Here is a 19,722-nt window from a genome sequence, read left to right on the forward strand (position 1 = left end):
GTCGCGAGTCCGCAGGATAGGCGCATTGCCTTGCCCTGCGCCGCCATGTCGTATTCGACCAAGAAGCGACCCTTTCATCTCACCACGCCGCTGGCCGAGGACGTGTTGCTTGTGCATCGCTTCGATGGCGAGGAGGCGTTGTCGCGGCCGTTCGAGTTTCGTCTGGAGATGTTGTCGGAAGACGACGCGATCGACGCGAAGGATCTGGTCGGCAAGCGCCTCACGCTGCACGCGAACGACAGCGACGACGATGCCGACGGCAAATGCTGGAGCGGCATCGTGGCGAGCTTCGGGCGCACCGGTACGCGCTGGTGCGCGGCGGCCGGTGAGGTGCAGGAGCTGACTGCGTACGAGGCAGTGATCGTGCCGTGGTTCTGGCAGTTGAAGCTGGTGGAGGATTGCCGCATCTTCCAGAACCAGAGCATCCCGGACATCGTCGACACGATCCTGGGCGAGTTGCAGCTGGGCAAGCACGAGTCGGATCTGTCGGGCACGTACGACCCGCTCGACTATTGCGTGCAGTACGGCGAGAGCGATTTCGATTTCATCTCGCGATTGCTGGAAGACGCGGGCATCCATTATTTCTTCAAGCATGACGCGGGCGAGCCGGCCGACGTGCTGGTGATCTCCGATCATCAGGAGAAGGACTACAAGGGCCACGTCAAAACGTTGCGGTTTGCCGCCAACTGGGCCGAGCAGGATGAGCCGGTGGTGTTCGCGCTGGCGCGCCGGCAACGCATGCGCACCGGCCGCGTGATGATGCGCGATTTCGATTTCACGAAGCCCACGCAGAATCTCGAATCGAGCGTGGACACGGTGCTGAAGGTAGGCGCGCAGAAGGCGTTCCAGAGTTTCCGTTATCCGGGCGGCTATCTCGATCGCGGCGCGGGCGACGATCGCGCCAAGCTCGCGATGGAGATCGAGGAAGCCGCGCACGAACTGCTGGATGGATCGAGCACGCTGCCGGAGATTCGACCCGGCATGGCGTTTCAGCTCGACGACGCGCCGAACGATGTGCTGGAACCGGCGTGGCGCGCGGTGCAGTCGAATCATCGCGGCGAAAACAATTTCGACGACGACAGCGGCGACAGTTATTACCGCAACGACTTCACCGTGATGCCGCTGGCGTTGCCGTTTCGCCCTGCCCGCGCCACGCGCAAGCCGCGCATGCACGGGCCACAGACGGCGGTGGTGACCGGGCCGGCGGGCGAAGAGATTTACACCGATCAATACGGTCGCGTGAAAGTGCATTTCTTCTGGGATCACCTGGGCAAGGGCGACGACAAGAGCTCGTGCTGGATTCGCGTGTCGCAGGCCTGGGCCGGCCGTGGTTGGGGCGCGTTTTTTCTGCCGCGCATCGGGATGGAGGTGATCGTCGATTTTCTCGATGGCGATCCGGATCATCCGCTGGTCACCGGCTGCGTCTACAACGGCGACAACCCCACGCCGTACGCGTTGCCGGCGGAGATGACCAAGACCACGGTCAAGACGCAGACGACCAAGGGCGGCAACGGTTTCAACGAACTGCGTTTCGAGGACAAGAAGGACGACGAGCAGGTTTTCATCAACGCCCAGACCTGGTTCGATCATCGCGTCGGCAAGGACAGCCGCACGTACGTGGAGCGCGACGAGCATGCGATCGTCAATCGCGATCGCATCGAGGAGATTCATCGCAACCAGCACACCACGGTGACCAAGGCGCGCGTCACCGAGATCAAGGGCGACGATCATCTGCACGTCGACGGATTGCAGGCGATGAAAGTGGATGGTTCGCTGTCGCTCAAAGTCGGCGGCGCGGTGGCCGAATCGTTCCAGAGTCATTCGGAGCAATCGTCCACCAGCATCTACCTCAACGCGGGCACGACCGCGGTGATCGAGGCCGGCACGCAGATCACGCTGAAGGCCGCGGGCAGTTTCATCACCATCGATGCATCGGGCGTGACCATTTTCGGCAAGCTGGTGCTGATCAACAGCGGCGGCGCGGCGGGCTCGGGCTCGGCCGGTAATCTCGTGTCGCCGATGGCGGTGATGGCCGCGGCGGTCGCGGATCACGCCGACCCCGGCAAGGTGCCGGCATGGAAAAACGACGGCGCGGATTCGAAAGCCGACGCACCCACGCACACGCCCGATCCGGACAAGACGCACTACATCGAAGTCGCGCTGGTCGATGAAGCCGGCCAACCGGTGGCCGGCGAAAGCGTGCGCGTGACCCTGCCCGACGGCAAGACATTGGCCGAAGGCTGCACCAACGAAAAAGGCGAGTACAAGGTGAGCGGCATCGATCCGGGCAGTTGCCAGATCTGCTTCCCCGACCTCGACCAGAACGCATGGGAGGAAGCGTGATGCCCGATTATTTCGTGAGCGCCGGCGAGAGCCTGGCGTCCATCGCCAAGGACAACGGTTATCTGTGGAAGACGCTGTGGGAACACGGCAACAACGCCGGCCTGCGCGGCCAGCGCAAGAATCCGAATCAGCTGGTGGAAGGCGACAAACTTTTTCTGCCCGACAAGGCCGCCAAGAACATCAGCAAGCCGACCGATGCGAAACACAAGTTCAAGCGCAAGGGCGAACCGACGTCGATCAAGATGCAGCTGACCAGCCTGGGCAACCCGCGCAAGAACGAACCGTACACGCTCACGTTCGGCGACAAGGTGATCCACGGCACCACCGATGCCGAAGGCAAGTTCGAGCAGCCGATTCCCGGTGAGGTGAAGAGCGCGACACTGATGCTCTCCAGCGGCAAGGAGGTCTACAACGTGGCGATCGGCATGCTCGATCCGTCGAGCCTGACCAACGGCGTGCGCCAGCGCCTGAGCAACCTCGGCTACGACTGCGGTGGCGACGACGGCGACGAACTGGGCGATGCCACACGCGCGGCGCTGGCGCGATTCCAGAACGACAACAACATCAAAGCGACTGGCGATCTCGACGACGCGACACGCGCGAAGATCGATCAGCTGCACGTCTGACGGATATCACGATGAATACCGACCCGAGTTTCCTCAGCGACGCCACCGATCCCGCAGCCGGCGCGGTGCAGTCGGTCACCGGGTCCGATTCGAAACCGGCGTCGATGCTCGATCAGGCTGCCGCGGGCCTCAGCGGCAAGGCGCCGGATGCCGGGCTGCAGGCAAACGCGCCGTATATCAATGGCGATCCGATCGACGACGGCGCGGCCGATCCGCCGACGCTCGCCGCGCAACCGCAGGCGCACGGATCGGACAACGACAAGCCGTCCAATTACAACGGTGTGGACAAGCCGTTGCCGATCCAGTTCATCCACTACGATACGCTGCACGACGGACTCAGCGACAAATTCTCCGGCGATGCGCCATCGCGTGGTGTGGCGATGCGCGATGCGTTGCTGCGCGAAGTCGTGCTGATGTCGAGCTTCGCGCAGGGTGCGCGGCAGGTGATGGTTCAACACGGAGAGAGTGGCGCGCTGGGGCAAGCCGTTGCGGCGATCGGCTCGCTGCTCGGCGGCAGCAGCTCCGCGCCTGCGGGGCCGGAACAATTCGATCCCGTGATCCAGAAGTTGACTGCAGTGAGCGCGTCGATCAACAAATCGCCAGTGCTCTACAAGGACATCAACGACGCCGGACGCAAGTTGCACGATGCGCGCAACGCTTACGAAACGGTATGCACGAGCGCGCTGAAAACCGGCGGCGGCGGCGGTGGCGGGCTGCCTTCGCTTCCCGCATTGCCGACGATCCCGGGTGTCGGCGGTCCGGCCGGTATCGTCAGCAAATTGCCGGGCTGGCTGTTCAAGGTGCAGGACGCGTATCTGTCGACATTCGCTGCCGTGCGCGGCGTCTGCGAGAAACCGATCACGCGCGCGTGTCACGATTTCTCGTTTGCCGCGGCCAAGGCGATTCCGAATCCCTGCTACGAAATCTGGTTCAGCACGTCCTCGGGCAAACCGGCAAGCAAGGGGGCGGCACCCGCTCCTGCACCGGCACCCGCGCCGAAGGAAAGCACGCTGGACAAGATCGCCGCATTGCCCGGCGAAGCACAGAAGGCGCAGGACTCCGCCACCGACTGGCTGCAGACCGATGGCGGTGCTGCCAGCGGGCCGAAGCAGAGCGCACTTGATGCGGCTTTCAGCGCACTCGCCGGCGATCCGAAAAAGCCCTCGCCCACCGACCTCACCAGCGTGATGTGCGCGGGGCTGGCGAAGGGCATCGGTTTCGACGACGGCAAATTCCCTGCGCCGCTGGACAAGGTCGTTGCGCGCATGGCCGCCGCCGCGCTGAGCATCATGCAGAAAACCTACACCGGCATCCTCGCGTCCGATGGTGACCTGAGCCCGTTCGATGCAGCAGGCAACCCCGGCATGACGAAAGTGCAGGACTGTGTGCACGACGCGGTGCACAGCACGATGGCCACGCTGATCGTCGACGAGGTCTGGTCGCTGGTGGGGCTGAATGCGGATGGCCCCGGCAAGAACGCGGCGAATCACGGCAGCCTCGGCTCGATGCAGATCGGCGCCGACCAGCTCGAGAACAAGGCCGCCGAGATGATCAACAAGGAGCTGGCGAAGCAGGCGCACTACCTCGATGCGATTACCGATTTCGTCACGCACGACCTCACCGAGGCGCTGCAGAAAGCCGCCAAGGGAAGCAGCGGCAGCGATGCGCTGACCATGGAGACGTATCTAGGCCGGATGCCGCTGGCGCTCGCGCTGCTGATGCGCGACCTGGTGTTTCCGCTGTTCAACCTGGTACTGAAACTGTTCGGCTTCAGCGACAAGCTCGGTGTGATCTGGGACCCGGTGGCGAAGGGACTTTCCAAGGCAGGCGACGTGGTCAACCAGGCCAAAGCCGACAAGGACCGCGTCAATCAAGGCGCGGACAATGCCAAGCAACAGGCCAAGACGCTCGACCACGACATCGGCGAAATCAGCTCGCTCAGCGGTGGCACCGATGTCGCCGCCGATCAGAAAGCAGCGCAAAAAGTCGGCACGTTGGGCAACGATGTCTCGAACACGCCGGACAAGGTAGCGGGCAAGGATGCCAAGGGCGATTCGGGCTGGCAGCCGCCGGACGAAAACCCCAAGGACACGCAGGACGCGAAGCCGCTGGATGCCACGCGCAACAAGGGCGGCACTGCGCAGAAGCCGCCGCCGGACGATATCAAGTCGGTCGGCTACCTAACTGCGCCACCGCCAAAGGCGTGATCGTCAAGCCATGTGTTTGGCCGTCCATATGCACGGCCCGCATGCGAGGCTGTCTCAGGGAATCATTTCGGTCGTCTGGCCCGGATCGCTGACCGTCACCACGCCGAGCCATTGGCAGAGGCAGGTGCAGGTGTTGTCGAGCGCGAGCTGATTTCCCAGCATCACTTTCGGCGCACCGGGTATCCACGGCGATGACGTCGCCGGCACGCAGGGTGCCGGCGAAAACACGCCGAGCTTGGCCGCGGTGGCTGCGATCACGGTGGGATTGGTCGGCGCCGAACACATGCCGAACGGCATGATGTTGGTCATCGGCACGTGATCCAGGATGTTGGCCGCCGGCTGGTTGCCGGACATCACCTTGTTCAATGGCAACACCACGAACGTGGACGGTGCCACGCCGAAACTGCACATCAGCTTCGCACCATTGACGACCTGAATCGGCACGGCCGCTGCCTCAACCGCCGCTGGCGATGATCTCGACGCGACGGTTTTCGCCAGCGGTCGGATCGGACTTGTTGAGCAGTTCGGTCGAGCCTTTGCCGCTGGCACTCAGCCGACCGGCGTCGACACCGTGATCGATCAGGAATCGCTTCACCGACGCGGCGCGCATCTGCGACAGGCGCATGTTGTAGCCGGCCGAACCGACGCCATCGGTGTGGCCCACGACCTGGAACGCACGGCCTTTCAGCTCGTCGGATTTCAGCGCCGTGGACAGGTTGCCCATCGTGGTCGCCGATGCGCCCTCGATGCGATCGGAATTGAAGGCGAACTGGATCTGCATCGAGATCGATGCCGGCGGTGGTGCCGGCGCATCCGCGACTTTGCCCGCAGCTGCGGCGCCACCGAGGCGCAACGAGCGCGTGGCGCCGGTGTTGATGACCGAGTCATCGTCTTTCACCTTGAGCTGGTCGACGATCGACTTTACCGACGGGTCCTTGCCGCCGGAAGCATTCGCATGGTTGTCCTGCGCGAAGGCGCAGCTTCCCACCAGCAACAAGGCAGCGGCGAGGCACGACAGCGGGCGGATGGCATTCATGGATTTCTCTCCGGATCGTCGCGCGCGTCGGCGCGGCATGGGCTGATGATCGATGCCGGCAGTGTGTGCAGCGTGCGGTTTTTTTTCGATATGCAATTCGCTCTATGCCGCACGTTGCTAGGTCGAAGTGCGTATCGAAGCGACGCGCGGAGTTATCTAGAGTGTGCCCATGGCTGCCATGGACGGTCGCGCACCGCCGTTCCCGATCACTCGACTGAAATCTTTCCCATGATGCCGCTCTCGCGCTCCAACCATCTGAAGCCAGCGTCGACCGAGGCGCGCGCGCGCCTGTCACGCGGGATCGTCGGTAAAGGTTGATCGATGCCGCGCAAACCATCCGCCCTGCTGCCTCGACTGCTCGCCGACAGCGTGCTGCCGTGTGCCTGCGCCGCGCTGGTGCTGGTCGGCGTGCTCACGCTTTACATGATGCGCGGCGCACAGGAAACCGCGCATCTGCGCATCGCTTCGCAACTCGAACAGCTTGCCGGCGAACTCGAACACGACGATGGCGACTCCACGCAGAACGTACTCGATGAAGCCTTGCGCGATGGCCGCGGCAACGCATTGCAACGCATCGACCTGGAAGAATCCGACGGCAGCGAATTGCATAGCGGCGCGCCAGTGGACGCGACGTTTGAGCGATATCGACGAGAACTCGCGGACACAGGCAAGCATCGCGCGATCGTGATGCACGTGGACACCGAGAAAGAGCTCGGGGCGCGGCGGCAGATTCTTCTGTATGGCGCACTGAGCGAACTCGGCGTCGTGCTGCTGGCGTTGCTCGCCGCGTTCGCGCTGCGATGGCGCGTGATGGCACCGCTGCAGCGGCTGCAACGGACACTCGAGAATTTGCTCGATGGCAACGAGGACATCGATGCGATGGCGCCCCACCGCGAATCGCATCGCGAGTTTGCTCGCCTGCAATCGAGTGCTGCTGCGATCGCCGGCCTGCTCGCCGCGCATCGCGACGAGTGGGCATCGATCCAGCACGCATCGGCCGTCGATGCACTGGACCAGCTGCGCCAGAGCCAGGCGGCGGCGCGCAGCAAGTCGCAGTTCATGGCGCTGGTGGGGCATCACTTTCGACAACCGATGCAGGCGCTTCAATTGCTCACCGCCAGCCTGCATCCGGGTATCGATGAGGAACAGCAAGCCGTGCTGACGCAGGTGCGCGCAAGCATCGCAACGATGACGCGATTGCTGGACGCGCTGCTGGAAATCTCCCGGCTCGATGCCGGCGTGGTGACGGCGAAGCCCGGCACGTTCAGCGTCGCCGATCTTTTTCTGCGTGATCGCTCGACGCTGATCGAGGATGCGCGACGCCAGCGCGTAAGCGTGGTGTGGCGACGCAGCTGGCAGCGCATCCATGGCGACGTGGAACTCTCGTCCCTGCTGTTGCAGCAGCTGGCGAGCAACGCGATCGCGCACGCCGGTCCCCAGGGCCGCGTGCTGATTGCCGCGCGGCGCGGGCATGACGGCGTACGCATCGAAGTGCGCGACAGCGGACCCGGCATCGCGGCGATCCATCAGCAGCGCATCTTCGAGGAATTCGTGCAACTGCATGGCGAAGCCGATCGTCGCGATGGCTATGGGCTGGGCCTGGCGATTGCCGCGCGACTGGCGAAGCTGCTCGGCACGCAGATCGGCATTCGCTCGCAGCCTGGTCGCGGCAGCACGTTCTGGTTCGACCTGCCGCGCGTGGCGACTGCCGATCACGGCGGAGCCAGTCACCGACATCCGCTGCCTGCGATGCATCCGGTCAGTTGATCGCGCGATCGCCGCATCGCGCACGCAAACACCTGCTGTCATCCGAACGGGCTATGTCCTAGTGCAAATAGGCCGCGACGATATCGCTACCTAGACTGCAAGGGCTTCGAAGAACCGGCGACATCGCGTCGACGGCTCGCAGTTTGGGAGAACACCGCGTGCGTGCTCAGACCATGCTGACCCGGCTTGCCGCGGCAGCGCTTTTCACCGCCATCGCAAGCGCCAGCGTCGCGCAGGAACTACCTGCATTGCGCAGCCACGATGCGGCGGTCATCGATACATCCACCGCCACGCATGCGCAAGCACGCATGGAAGATGCCGATACCGCGCTCGCGCTCAGCACCGACGGCGCGCTGCTCTACGGCGCCAGTCCGCTGAAGATGGACGGCTATCAATATTGCAGCCAGGCAATTGCGCTGGCCGAGAAGGGCGAGCTTCGCAAGAGCGTGCGCGCTGCGAGCCAGGCGCTGTATCTCGCGCAGCAAAGCAAGGATGACGAACTGCTTGCGCGCGCGTATCGCGACCTCGCCATCGTCTACGGTTACGGCGGCGACTACGAGCGGGCCACGGCATTCGCCAAGGTGGCGCTGGAACATCCGGTGAAGGACCCGACGCAGATCGTTGGCCCCGCACACAAGGTGCTCGGCGATGCCGCCGCGCGCGCGGGCGACTACACCGCTGCGGTGGCCGAGTATCAGCTTGCGATGACCGGCAGCTCCGATCATTACCGTCCGCTGGTGCAGATTTCGCTGGCGAATGCACTGATCGGCCAGGGCGATGTTGCCGGTGCACGCAAGCAGGTGGACGCGCTGAATTCAGCGCCGACCGACGCAACGCTTGCGTTGCCACTCAAGCGCACCGAAGCGAAATTGCTGCTTGCGGAAAACAAGCCGGCCGACGCGTTGAAGATGTATCGCGAACTGGAAACGGCAGCGAGCGGCGACGACGCAGGCTATCAACGCTTCTGGGCCGAAGACGGCATCGCGCGCAGCCAGCTCGCGATGGGCGACAAGACGCAAGCCGTAGCGACGTGGACGCAGGCACTCGATGGGCTCGACCAGGTGCGCGCGCAGTTCCACAGCGAAGAATTCAAGATGGGCTTGTTCTCCGATGTGCAGACGGTGTTCGAGCAGACCATCGATCTGTACTCGCAGATGGGCGACAGCGTGCACGCGTTTGATCTTTCCGAACGCAGCCGTGCACGTGCGCTGCTCGACGAAGTGCGAGATCGCAGCAAGCTGCAACCGGGCGTGGCTTCCACCGTGCCGCTGGCCGCGCTGCAAACACAATTGCAGCCGGACGAACGCGTGGTGGAATTCCACGCCCTGCCCGATCGCCTGCTTGCATGGGTGATCGGCAAGGACGGCATCCGCGAGCAGAGCTATCCGATTCCGCGCAAGGATCTGGTGCGACTGGTCGATGCGTTCCGGCAGTCGATCATCGACGGTCGCCGCAGCGCGGTGGGCGCCGCCGAACAACTCGGCGAGCTGCTGATCAAGCCGTTGAACCTGCCAGCCGACGCGCGACTCATCGTGGTGCCGAACGGACCGCTGCATTACCTGCCATTCCAGGCGTTGCGCGTGGATGGCCACTACCTGATCGAGACACATGCGGTGTCCGTGACGCCGTCGATCAGCATCGCGATGCAGCTGATACAGCGCGGCAATGTCGTGCAGCGCACGCTCACGGCGTTCGGCAATCCCGACGTGGCGCCGCAATATGCGTTGCCGGGTTCCGAAGCCGAAGTGAAATCGCTGGCGTCGGCGTTTCCCGGAACGCAACTCTTCCTGCATGGCGACGCGACCAAGTCCCGCTTCGAGGCGATCGCAGGTCAGACCTCGCTGATCCACGTCGCCGCGCATGCGCAGGCCGACACCATCGATCCGCTGTATTCGCGCATCCTGCTCGCGTCGGAAAACGGCAAGGTGAATTTTCTCGAAGCGCACGAGGTGCTTGACCTCAACCTCGACAAGGTGTCGCTGGTGACGCTGTCCGCGTGTGAATCCGGGCTGGGCCGTGTGGCCGATGGCGACGAAGTGCTGGGCTTCACGCGCTCGTTTCTCGCCGCCGGCACTTCGGGCCTGATCGTGTCGCTGTGGCCGGTGTCCGACGACGCCACCAAATTGCTGATGTCCACCTTGTACGCCGAGCTCGCCAAAGGCACTGACGTGCAGGTGGCGATGCAACGCGCACAACTCGCCGTGCTGCATACCAAGGGCATGGACCATCCATTCTTCTGGGCGCCGTTCAACGTGATCGGTGACTGGCGCCTCACCGTGGGAGCCAAGTCATGAGTCGCTTCGTCTGGACCACATTGCCGCCGAAGCGTCTGTCGCTGGCCGTCGCACTCGGGTTGTTCGCGCTGCCGGTGTTCGCGCAGTCGACCAGCCAAGGTCTCGACTCGCAGGGAGCACCGACGATTCCCGCCGACCAGCAGGCCGCGCCATTGCCGCAGCCGCAGCAGTTGCCGAATGCACCGGTCGTCACCGCCGACCAGACGAGCTTCGTGCTGCGCGGCGTGACGTTCAACGGTGTCAGCATTTTCCCGCAGCCACAGTTGCAGGCGCTGGCGGCGACTCGCATGGGCAAGCCGGTGACGCTGGCCGATCTCGACGCGCTCGCACAGCAGGTGACTGCGCTCTACCGCAAAGCCGGTTACGTGTTCGCCACCGCCGTGGTGCCCGTGCAGGAAGTGAAGGACGGCGTGGTCGAGATCAGCGTGATCGAAGGCCGGCTCGGACAGATGAAAGTGGAGATCGATCCGGCGGCGCCGGTATCGGAAGAACGCATCCGCGCGATGCTGGCGCCGCTGCAGCAAGGCCAGCCGCTGAGCGGCAAGGTGTACGAACGCGCCATGCTGCTGCTGAGCGACCTGCCCGGCATCAAGGCGCAATCGTCATTGACCTCGGGCGCGGAGGCAGGCACCACCGATCTCACGGTGAAGATTTCCAGATCCGCACCGGTGAACGTATCGCTGGGGCTGGATGACTACGGCACGCGCGAAGCCGGCACCTTGCGCGGCGGCGGCTCATTGCGCTGGAACAGCCCGTTCGGTATCGGCGACAACCTCGATGCGCGCGCGCTGGTATCCGAACACGACGGCACCACGTTTGGACGTCTATCCTACGAAGCTCCGCTCGGCTACGACGGCATTCGCGCCGGCATCGGCGCATCGCAGGTCAACTACAGCCTCGGCGGCGCGTTCGAGGCGCTGGATGCGATCGGCACATCGCGCATCTACGACGCCTCGCTGACGATGCCGGTGATCCGTCAGCGTGACCAGAATTTCTTCCTGCGTTTCATGGTCGACCGCAAGGAACTGACCGACAAATTGCGCGCGGTGGATTACGTGTCGCACAAGCGCGTCGAAGGCGTCGGCACGGGCTGGGCGTGGGAGCGTCGCGACGACTTCGCCGGCGGCGGTTACTTCAGCAGCAACGGCACCGCGTACTACGGCCGTCTGAAAATCCTCGACCCGAGCAACCTCGCCTACGACCGCAGCGCGTTCGGCGCGCACACGGCCGGCACGTTCGCCAAACTCACGTTCCAGTTTTCGCGCCTGCAATATCTCGCACCGAAGCAGACCTTGTTCGTGGGCATTGGCGGCCAGCTTGCGAGCCGCAACCTCGATGCGAGCGAACAGCTTTCGCTTGGCGGGCATGATGCGGTGCGGGCCTATCCGCAAGGCGAGGTGCTGGCCAATCGCGGACTCATCGCGAACCTCGAATACCGCTACGCGATGAGCAATGACGTCTCCACGTATGCGTTCTACGACGCGTCGCGCGGCTGGCTCAACAAGCCTTACTACATCCCCAATGGACACCAGCCGATACGCAGCCTGCGCGGACCCGGCCTCGGGGTGAACTGGGCGAAGCCCGGCAATTTCTCGCTCGACCTCACCATTGCGTGGCGTACCACCGATCCCGCAGTGACCAGCGGCGGCGACAAGAAGCCGCGCGTGTTTTTCCAGTTGCAGAAGTTTTTCTGAGCGGTACGCCGGAGCACTCCATGACCTCGCATACAAGCATTCAACGTCTTCCGTCGCGCAGCATGCGCCATCCGCTCGCCATGGCCATCGCACTCGCCTTCGCGTCGCCTTTGATGACCGCACAGGCGCAGGATCTTCCACGCGTCGGCAACGTCGTGAGCGGTGCCGCGGGCATCTCTTTCAATCCGGGCCAGGGCACCATCGTGGGGGCGACCCAGGGCACCACGATCACGCAGACGACGAAGGGCGCGATCATCAACTGGGGCTCGTTCAACGTCGGCGCGCAAAACACGGTGACGTTCGATCACCAGGTCGCCGGTGGCGTCACGCTGAATCGCGTGGTGGGTTTTCCCGGCATCACGCCGGCTCAGGCAAGCATCCTGGGCACCATCAACGCGCCCAAAGGCAGTGTGTTTCTGGTCGACCCCGCCGGCGTGATGACGGGCACCGGAGCGCAGATCAATGTCGGCGGCCTGGTGGCGTCCACGCTCGACATCTCCAACACCAACTTCAACAACGGCGTGGCGAACGGATCCTATGTCTTCGGCACCGGCGTGCTGCAGCAGGGCAACATCGAAAACGCCGGCACGATCACCGCCAACGCCGGCGGCACCGTCGCGTTACTGGGCGGCCGCGTGCAGAACGACAGCGGTGCCAGCATCACCGCGCCACAGGGCACCGTGGCCCTGGGTGTCGGCAGCCAGATCACCGTGAATATCGGCGGCGATGGCCTGACCCAATTGCAGATCAACACCGGCGCAACCAACTCCAACACCACATATGCCACGAACAACGGCACGCTCGCTGCCGATGGCGGCCAGGTGTTGATGCAGGCATTGGGCAATCCTTTCGCGCAAGTCGTCAACGACGGCGTGATTCACGCGCATTCGCTGAGTTCGCGCGCGGGACACATCATGTTGTCCAGTGACTCGGACGATGGCACCAGCAATACGGTGCTCGTGCAGGGCGGCACGATGGACGTGAGCGGTGGCTCGGGCGTCAGCGGCGGCAGCATCGCAGTGAGCGGCTACAACGTTGAGATATCCAACCGATATCCGATCTGCGAGTTGCTTCCCTGCCCGTCCGTGGCTTCGGTGCTGAATGCTTCCGGCGGAACAGGCGGAGGCACGATCAGCGTCGACGCACGCAACGTGGCCGAAGTCGATGCATTCTCGACGTTGAACGCAAACGCCATCACGCAAGGCAATGGCGGTTCGATCAACATCAACGGCACCAACGGGCTGTACGCCTTCGGCATGTTCAACGCCAGTGGTGGAACCAGCGGGGGCAATGGAGGCATGGTCGTCACATCCGGCGGCGGTCTCGATGTTCGCGGCATTCGCGTGAATGCAGGCGGCACGAACGGAACGGCAGGCAACTGGATGTTCCAGGCGCCCGGAAGCCTGGAGGTGACGCATGACAACACGCAGGGCACGTTGCCGACCGGCTTCACCCCGCTCACCACGTCGAGCGTGCAGGACGCCGTGATCAGCAATGCGCTGAACAACAATTCCAGCGTCACCCTTGGCGCCGGCGGCAATATAAATGTCGATCAGTACGTGGCGATCGAGCGTGCCACCGGCACGACGCCGTTGACGCTCGAACTGGATGCGCATTCGAAGATTGCCAGCGACATTTACGGGAACGAGGACATATCGATCATGGCCGATCCCGGCACGGGCCCGCTCAACATGCTGTTCGACAGCGATGCGGATCAGTTGCTCGGCGCCGGCAACGGTGGGATCACCTTCGGTTCCCTCACCTTGCGCAGCAATGGTGGCAATGTCGAAATGTACGGACAGCGCAACGCCGCAACGGGCTACTCCGGCGGCATCTATCTCAATGGCCCGATCCAGATCGATACACGCGTCAACGGCAGCGACACTGCCGCTGCGGGCAACGTGCTGATGCGTGGCCATGGCGGCGGCTATACAGGCGTTGGCAGCGACGGTGTGATTCTTGGCTTTAGCGATTACAACGGTTCCATCGCGATCAGCACCGGCACCGGCAATATCGATGTGGTCGGGGTGGGCGACAACGGCGGCGACGGCATCCTGCTGGCTACCACCAATGTGGGCCCACTACAGTTGATCACCAGCAGCGGCCATATCGCGCTTACCGGATTCGGCAGTACGTACACCACGCCGTTCGGGGGCAGCGGCACTGGCAATGGCATCTCCAGTACCGTCTACTTCAATGGCCAACTCGGTCCCTTCAACGGGATCAGTTTGCAGACCGATAGCGGCACCATCGACCTGCGCGGCTATGGCCTGGCTGACAGCAATCTTGGCAACGGCACGATTCTTACCCACAACGGCATCAACCTCGGCGCCGGCACACAACTGGGCAGCAACAGCGGCAGCATTCTGCTCAGCGGATCGTCACTGGGGTCGGGTACCGGCATCGACATGATCGGCGGTGTCGCACGCGGCACCACGACCTCGACCGTGATCGATGCCGGCAGCGGCAACATCGTCCTGCGATCGCACAACGACCCGGACTCGCGTGGCAGCTCCCTGGAGATCGGCAACGACGTGGCCGTGCGCACCAGCAACACAATCGACATTCGCGGCGGAAGCGTCAACGCCGCTGGCGGCATTGTGGAAAATCCCGACGACGACATTGTCATCGGCGCCATCGACACGTTCGGCGGCGGCATCAACATCAACGACGGCAACCTGGCGCAACTCATCGCCGGCACGCTGGTGCTCGGCAGCGACATCCAGGTCGGCAATGTCACTGTCTCGGGTGAGGCCGGCGACATTGCCTACGGTGACAACCTCAGTCTTTATGCGGGCGGCGGCGGAAGCGTGCAATTGAACGGCGGCAGCGTGGATGTCGGCGCCAACACACTGGCGCTGGTCGCATCGGGCGATGTGCGCCAGAACGGCGCGATCATCGCGGGCTCGCTGCTGGCCATTTCCAGTCTCGGCAATGTGCAGCTGGCCAACGCCGCCAATCGCGTATCGGCGGATACGATCGGTGGCCATGCCGCAGGTACGTTCACTTTCTACAACAGCAGCGATGTCGGCATCGGCACGGTCAACGCCATCGGTTTCGGCGCCGCAGCCAATGCGTCGAACACCCTGTCGGCCAGTGGCATTTCCGCTGGCGGCGCCGTGCTGGCGCAAAGCATGGGCGGCAACATCCTGCTCAACGGCAACGTGAGCGGCAGCACCGTGAATCTGGTGACGGGGCCCAATGGTTTCTTCATCAACCCGCTTGGATTGACGATCAACGCGAGCGACTACTGGCATGTCTGGGCCTCGGGCTGGAGCGGCGAAACGCGTGGCGGGCTGGCCGGCAACGGCACGCTTCCGAACCTCTATGGCTGTGCCTTCGGTACCACGTGCACGGTGACGCCATCGGCTAACGAAAACCAGTTCATCTACACCGCGCGACCGACCGCCACGATCGACATCGCGGATGCGCAGCGCGAATATGGACTTCCCAACGGGTTGTTCGGTTATACCGTTGGCGGCCTGATCCTTGGCGACCAGGCCGCGAATGTGATCAACGGATCGGCCTTGACCGGCGCCACCCAGGCCAGCAACGTCGGTAACTATGCGATCAACGGAAACTTCGTTTCACCCGCGGGCTATCTCGTCAATGTATTGCCGGGTACGCTCGACATCACACCCGCGACGCTTACCTATATCGCCGATCCTTACAGCCGCGTTTACGGCGATCCCAACGGCACGCTTGGCGGCAGCGTGAGCGGATTCAGGCTCACCGATACACTGGCAAGTTCCACCAGCGGCACGCTCGCGTTCAACAGCAATGCCACGCAGGCTTCGAACGTCGGCACCTACGCGATCGATGGCAGCGGACTGAGCGCGACAAACTACATTTTCGCGCAGTCTCCGAACAACGCCACTGCTTTCACAATCACACCCGCGACGCTCACCTACATTGCTGATCCTTATCAACGCATGGTGGGTGTACCCAACGCCGACCTGAGCGGCAGCGTCAGCGGTTTTCGCAACGGAGACACGCAGGCTTCGTCCACCAACGGTACCTTGGTGTTCCAGACAAGCGCGGGCACAAACGCACCGATGGGCTCTTATGCGATCGATGGCAGTGGCCTGGTGGCGAGGAACTATGTTTTCACGCAGGCCAATGGCAACGCCGTGGCGCTGACGATCACGCCGCCGTTGGAAACCTATTCGCTCGACTTCATGCGCGATGAGCCGGTGACTTACGTGTACGACAGGAACTTCGGCATCGTCGGTCTCTGCCCCGCTACCGATCTCGCATCCGGCAGCCGCGACAAGGATGGCGACACGCTGGCGCGCGAATGGTCGCGTGTGCGTTCGCGTCCGAACCTGGCGAACTGCGTGGCGACGAAACAGAAGAACAGTTGCGGCGATTTTTGATCGACGCGATCGTCGGCTGCGTGTTCAGCGCGACCCGGCCAGCGGCACGCCGATTCGCGACAACGCAGCCGCATCGGCGCGATACGCATGGCTGCCGATATGTACCAGGTTGATCCAGGGACATAACCAGATGTGTCCGCCCGCTGCGCGAATGCGCTGGCAGAATGCGTAGTCTTCCGACAGATAGCGCTGCGTCGACGGATCGATGCGCACCTCGAAATACAGCGCGCGATCACGCTCACCCAGCGGCACCACCGGATCGTCCGAGCGAAAACGCAGTTCGGGATAGTGACGATCGAACAACTCGAACGTAGCGCGGCGAATCAGCATGAAGCCGGTGGCGACTTCACTCACTTCAAGCGGCTCGCCCAGCGGTACTTTCCCGCTCGCGCTTTCCAGCGGATTGAAAACCAGTGGTGAACTGAGCGCCGACAAGCCGGCCGGATCGGTGATGCCCGTGGCCACCGCGCGAGCGACCTGATCCCAGGCGATGACCTTGCGTGGATACGCCGCTGCGATCACGTCGGTGTTCTCGCCACTGGACAACGCCAGCAACGCGATCACGTCCTGTGCCGCGAAGCCGATGTCGGCATCGATGAACATCAGGTGGGTGCAATCCGATTTCAGGAAGCGCGCGGCAATCTCGACGCGCGCGCGCGGCACCAGCGATTCGTTGAGCACGAAACACGTATCGAGCAAAATGCCACGGCGTTCGCACAGCAAGGTCAGGTCGCACATCGAACGCACGAACAGGCCGTGCGCCAGGCCGCCATACATCGGCGTGCCGATCATCAGCCGAAATTTCTTCAAGTCGTGCGACGCCAGATCGATCTGCATGCGGCTCTCCAGAATATTTGCCGATCATAGCCAAGCGTTCCGCGCTGCGTTCATCGGGCGCCACACGGCCAAAGAAAAACCCGCAAAGCGTGAGCTATGCGGGTTTGAAGATGGTGGGTCGTCCGGGATTCGAACCCGGGACCAATGGATTAAAAGTCCAGTGCTCTACCAACTGAGCTAACGACCCTTGCGTGAGCAAGCCCGCAATTTTAAGTGCTGCGCCGAAACCGCACAAGCAGCAGGGTCAGGCGTAGCGCGTTGGATCCGGCAAACCGGCTTCGCGGAATCCCTGTGCGCGCAGGCGACATGCGTCGCAGTGACCGCATGCGCGGCCGTCGGCGTCGGCGTTGTAGCAGCTGACGGTTGCGGAAAAATCGATGCCCAGGCGTTGTCCTTCGCGAGCGATGTCGGCCTTGCTCATACGCATGAGCGGCGCGTGCACGCGGATTCCGGCGCCTTCCACGCCCGCCTTGGTGGCGACGTTGGCCAGCGTGGCGAATGCGTCGATGAACGCGGGCCGGCAATCGGGATATCCGGAATAGTCCACCGCGTTCACGCCGCACCAGATGTCGCTGGAACCGAGAACTTCGGCCCAGCCGAGCGCGATCGAAAGCATGATGGTGTTGCGCGCGGGCACGTAGGTCACCGGGATATCGGTGCTGCCTTCGGCGGTATCGAGCGGCACGTCGATGTCGGCGGTGAGCGCGGAGCCGCCGATACGTCGCAGGTCGACGCTGACTGTCTTGTGTTCAATGGCACCGAGCATGTGCGCCACGCGTTCGGATGCGGCGAGCTCGGAATTATGCCGCTGGCCATAGGCGACGCTCAGCGCGTGTACTTGATAACCCTGCTCGCGCGCGAGCGCGATGGTGACCGCCGAATCCATGCCGCCGGAAACCAGCACGACTGCCTTGCGTAGAACATTCTGGGACATCTTCTTGATCCAATCAGTGGCCGGTCACCGGCCGCGAACGCTACCAGCGAAGAGGCCGATGCGCATGATCGATAGCGCGCGGCTCAATGGCCTGCGGCGTCATTCCACAACAGCTTGTGCAACTGCATCTGAAAACGTACCGGCAACTTGTCGTCAATGATCCACTCCGCCAGTTCGCGCGGTTCGACGGCGCCGTGTACCGGAGAAAAAAGCACCATGCAGCGCTCAGCCAACGCATGCTCGGCCACTTTCCCGCGCGCCCATTCGTAGTCGACGCGACTGGCGATCACGATCTTGATCTGGTCGTGCGGCAGCAGATGGTCGAGGTTCGACCAGAGGTTGCGCGCGCTTTCGCCGGAGTCGGGTGCCTTGAGATCCATCACTTTTTTCACGCGATGATCGACGGTCGATACGTCGAGCGCGCCTGAAGTCTCCAACGAAACCTCGTAGCCTGCATCGCACAGCTTTCGCAGCAGCACGAGACAGCGTTTCTGAGAAAGCGGCTCGCCGCCAGTCACGCAAACGTGATGCGCGCCGTAGGCGGCGACGGTTTCGAGAATGTCCTCGATGGCGTGCCAGTTACCGCCGTGGAACGAGTATTCGGTATCGCACCACACACAACGCAGCGGACAACCAGTGAGCCGCACGAACACGGTGCGCCAACCGATCGCATCGGCTTCGCCCTGGATCGAATGGAAAATTTCGGTAAGGCGCAGCCGTTCGGCAACGGCGGGAGCAGACAGGGAAGACGCCACGCGTGCGTCGTCAACGCTCACCGCAAGACACTCAGTTCGCCGACTGCAGCTGGATGCGTTGCAGGCGTTCCTGGGCAAGGCTGGCTGCCTTGGAACCCGGATATTTAGTGGTGACGCTGGTCAAAGATGCTTTTGCCGCCGCGTCCTGCTTGAGTTCAAGCTGGCTGTAACCGACCTTGAGCAAGGCGTCCGGCGCCTTGTCGCTCTGCGGGAACTGGCTGAGCAGATGCTGGAAGGATTCGAGCGCGACCGGGTAGTTCATCGTCACGTAGTACGACTCGCCGAGCCAGTACCACGCGTTCGGCGTGAGCGGCTGATTCGGATATTGCTGGATGAAGCTGCGAAACGAACGCGACGCCTGCACATAGTCGCCAGCACGCAACGCCTTGAAAGCCACGTCATACGAAGCCTGCGCTGCGGCGGGATCGGCGCTTGGACCACCGCCGTTATCTGCGGACGGGGCTGCACTCGCGTTCTGCGCCGGTGCGACCGGAGGATTGTCGTCGCCATGACGAGCCGTCGTCTGCGCATTGGCAGCAGCGACGGGTGCGCCAGGTCCTGATGCACCTGAACCTTCGAGCCGGCCAAGCCTTGCGTCGATGTCGGTGTACTGAGCCTTGTTCTTGTCGTTGAGTTCCTGCATCTGATGCTGCAGTTCCTCGATCTGACCCTGCAATTGCTGCACCTGCGCCTGCAGTTGCTGCATCTGGTTGACCATGCCGATGCCGGATTGGTCTTTATTCTGTGCCTGCTGTTCCAGACGTGCGACGCGGTCGGCGAGGCTCAGCCTCGAGTCCTGCGCGAATGCCGGAAACGCGAACAGCATGGCGGACGCGATCGCGCCCGCCATGCT

At 63.2% G+C, this 19,722-nt stretch carries 13 protein-coding genes and 1 tRNA gene; 7 read left to right on the top strand and 7 right to left on the bottom strand.

Features of this window, described 5'->3' with window-relative positions; all coding sequences use genetic code 11:
• The first annotated feature begins 45 nt into the window (after positions 1-45).
• The 3 genes from tssI to GSQ73_RS00225 are packed head-to-tail and all read left to right on the top strand — an operon-like array spanning position 46 to position 5,176.
• Positions 46-2,343 (top strand): type VI secretion system tip protein TssI/VgrG, encoded by a 2,298-nt coding sequence (tssI, locus tag GSQ73_RS00215; protein ID WP_158879678.1) that lies wholly within the window; start codon positions 46-48, stop codon positions 2,341-2,343.
• Positions 2,343-2,969: a peptidoglycan-binding domain-containing protein gene (locus tag GSQ73_RS00220; protein ID WP_158879680.1), complete on the top strand. Its 627-nt coding sequence runs from the start codon at positions 2,343-2,345 to the stop codon at positions 2,967-2,969. The genes tssI and GSQ73_RS00220 overlap by 1 nt, the downstream gene beginning before the upstream one ends.
• An 11-nt stretch (positions 2,970-2,980) precedes the next feature.
• Positions 2,981-5,176 carry a hypothetical protein gene (locus GSQ73_RS00225; RefSeq protein WP_158879682.1) on the top strand — a complete coding sequence of 732 codons (2,196 nt, stop codon included), beginning with the start codon at positions 2,981-2,983 and terminating at the stop codon, positions 5,174-5,176.
• A gap of 54 nt (positions 5,177-5,230) precedes the next feature.
• Here GSQ73_RS00225 and GSQ73_RS00230 read toward each other — a convergent pair whose 3' ends face one another.
• On the bottom strand, positions 5,231-5,620 hold the full coding sequence (locus tag GSQ73_RS00230) for a DUF4280 domain-containing protein (RefSeq protein ID WP_158879684.1): 390 nt from the start codon (positions 5,618-5,620) through the stop codon (positions 5,231-5,233).
• A gap of 10 nt (positions 5,621-5,630) precedes the next feature.
• The gene (locus tag GSQ73_RS00235; RefSeq protein ID WP_158879686.1) at positions 5,631-6,212 is read right to left on the bottom strand and encodes an OmpA family protein; all 582 of its coding nucleotides are present in this window, start codon (positions 6,210-6,212) and stop codon (positions 5,631-5,633) included.
• Positions 6,213-6,533: 321 nt separating this feature from the next.
• On the opposite strand from GSQ73_RS00235, the gene GSQ73_RS00240 reads away from it, so the two are divergent.
• From GSQ73_RS00240 to GSQ73_RS00255, 4 genes are all read left to right on the top strand, one after another.
• Positions 6,534-7,979 (top strand): HAMP domain-containing sensor histidine kinase, encoded by a 1,446-nt coding sequence (locus GSQ73_RS00240; RefSeq protein ID WP_158879688.1) that lies wholly within the window; start codon positions 6,534-6,536, stop codon positions 7,977-7,979.
• Positions 7,980-8,137: 158 nt separating this feature from the next.
• Entirely contained in the window at positions 8,138-10,273 is a 2,136-nt protein-coding gene (locus GSQ73_RS00245) for a CHAT domain-containing protein (RefSeq protein ID WP_216844707.1), read from the top strand.
• A complete protein-coding gene (locus GSQ73_RS00250; protein WP_158879690.1) occupies positions 10,270-11,967 on the top strand; it encodes a ShlB/FhaC/HecB family hemolysin secretion/activation protein in 1,698 nt (565 codons plus the stop codon). Before GSQ73_RS00245 ends, GSQ73_RS00250 begins: the two co-directional genes overlap by 4 nt.
• Positions 11,968-11,987: 20 nt before the next feature.
• On the top strand, positions 11,988-16,343 hold the full coding sequence (locus GSQ73_RS00255) for an MBG domain-containing protein (RefSeq protein ID WP_158879692.1): 4,356 nt from the start codon (positions 11,988-11,990) through the stop codon (positions 16,341-16,343).
• Positions 16,344-16,367: 24 nt separating this feature from the next.
• Here GSQ73_RS00255 and GSQ73_RS00260 read toward each other — a convergent pair whose 3' ends face one another.
• From GSQ73_RS00260 to ybgF, 5 genes are all read right to left on the bottom strand, one after another.
• On the bottom strand, positions 16,368-17,180 hold the full coding sequence (locus GSQ73_RS00260; RefSeq protein WP_158879694.1) for a hypothetical protein: 813 nt from the start codon (positions 17,178-17,180) through the stop codon (positions 16,368-16,370).
• A 111-nt stretch (positions 17,181-17,291) separates the two neighbouring features.
• Positions 17,292-17,367: transfer RNA gene (locus GSQ73_RS00265), tRNA-Lys, on the bottom strand.
• Positions 17,368-17,424: 57 nt separating this feature from the next.
• The gene (gene queC, locus GSQ73_RS00270) at positions 17,425-18,114 is read right to left on the bottom strand and encodes a 7-cyano-7-deazaguanine synthase QueC (protein WP_158879696.1); all 690 of its coding nucleotides are present in this window, start codon (positions 18,112-18,114) and stop codon (positions 17,425-17,427) included.
• 83 nt (positions 18,115-18,197) lie between these two features.
• A complete protein-coding gene (gene queE, locus GSQ73_RS00275) occupies positions 18,198-18,869 on the bottom strand; it encodes a 7-carboxy-7-deazaguanine synthase QueE (RefSeq protein ID WP_254063225.1) in 672 nt (223 codons plus the stop codon).
• Between the two features lie 31 nt (positions 18,870-18,900).
• Positions 18,901-19,719 (bottom strand): tol-pal system protein YbgF, encoded by an 819-nt coding sequence (gene ybgF, locus GSQ73_RS00280; RefSeq protein WP_158881616.1) that lies wholly within the window; start codon positions 19,717-19,719, stop codon positions 18,901-18,903.
• Between the last annotated feature and the right edge of the window lie 3 nt (positions 19,720-19,722).

It is taken from the genome of Rhodanobacter sp. L36, assembly GCF_009765755.1.
In the GTDB taxonomy this organism is placed as follows: domain Bacteria; phylum Pseudomonadota; class Gammaproteobacteria; order Xanthomonadales; family Rhodanobacteraceae; genus Rhodanobacter.

Coding starts and splice junctions, on each gene's coding strand:
- tssI (WP_158879678.1), top strand. CDS start 46: ATGTCGTATTCGACCAAGAAGCGACCCTTTCATCTCACCACGCCGCTG.
- GSQ73_RS00220 (WP_158879680.1), top strand. CDS start 2,343: ATGCCCGATTATTTCGTGAGCGCCGGCGAGAGCCTGGCGTCCATCGCC.
- GSQ73_RS00225 (WP_158879682.1), top strand. CDS start 2,981: ATGAATACCGACCCGAGTTTCCTCAGCGACGCCACCGATCCCGCAGCC.
- GSQ73_RS00235 (WP_158879686.1), bottom strand. CDS start 6,212: ATGAATGCCATCCGCCCGCTGTCGTGCCTCGCCGCTGCCTTGTTGCTG.
- GSQ73_RS00240 (WP_158879688.1), top strand. CDS start 6,534: ATGCCGCGCAAACCATCCGCCCTGCTGCCTCGACTGCTCGCCGACAGC.
- GSQ73_RS00250 (WP_158879690.1), top strand. CDS start 10,270: ATGAGTCGCTTCGTCTGGACCACATTGCCGCCGAAGCGTCTGTCGCTG.
- GSQ73_RS00255 (WP_158879692.1), top strand. CDS start 11,988: ATGACCTCGCATACAAGCATTCAACGTCTTCCGTCGCGCAGCATGCGC.
- GSQ73_RS00260 (WP_158879694.1), bottom strand. CDS start 17,180: ATGCAGATCGATCTGGCGTCGCACGACTTGAAGAAATTTCGGCTGATG.
- queC (WP_158879696.1), bottom strand. CDS start 18,114: ATGTCCCAGAATGTTCTACGCAAGGCAGTCGTGCTGGTTTCCGGCGGC.
- ybgF (WP_158881616.1), bottom strand. CDS start 19,719: ATGGCGGGCGCGATCGCGTCCGCCATGCTGTTCGCGTTTCCGGCATTC.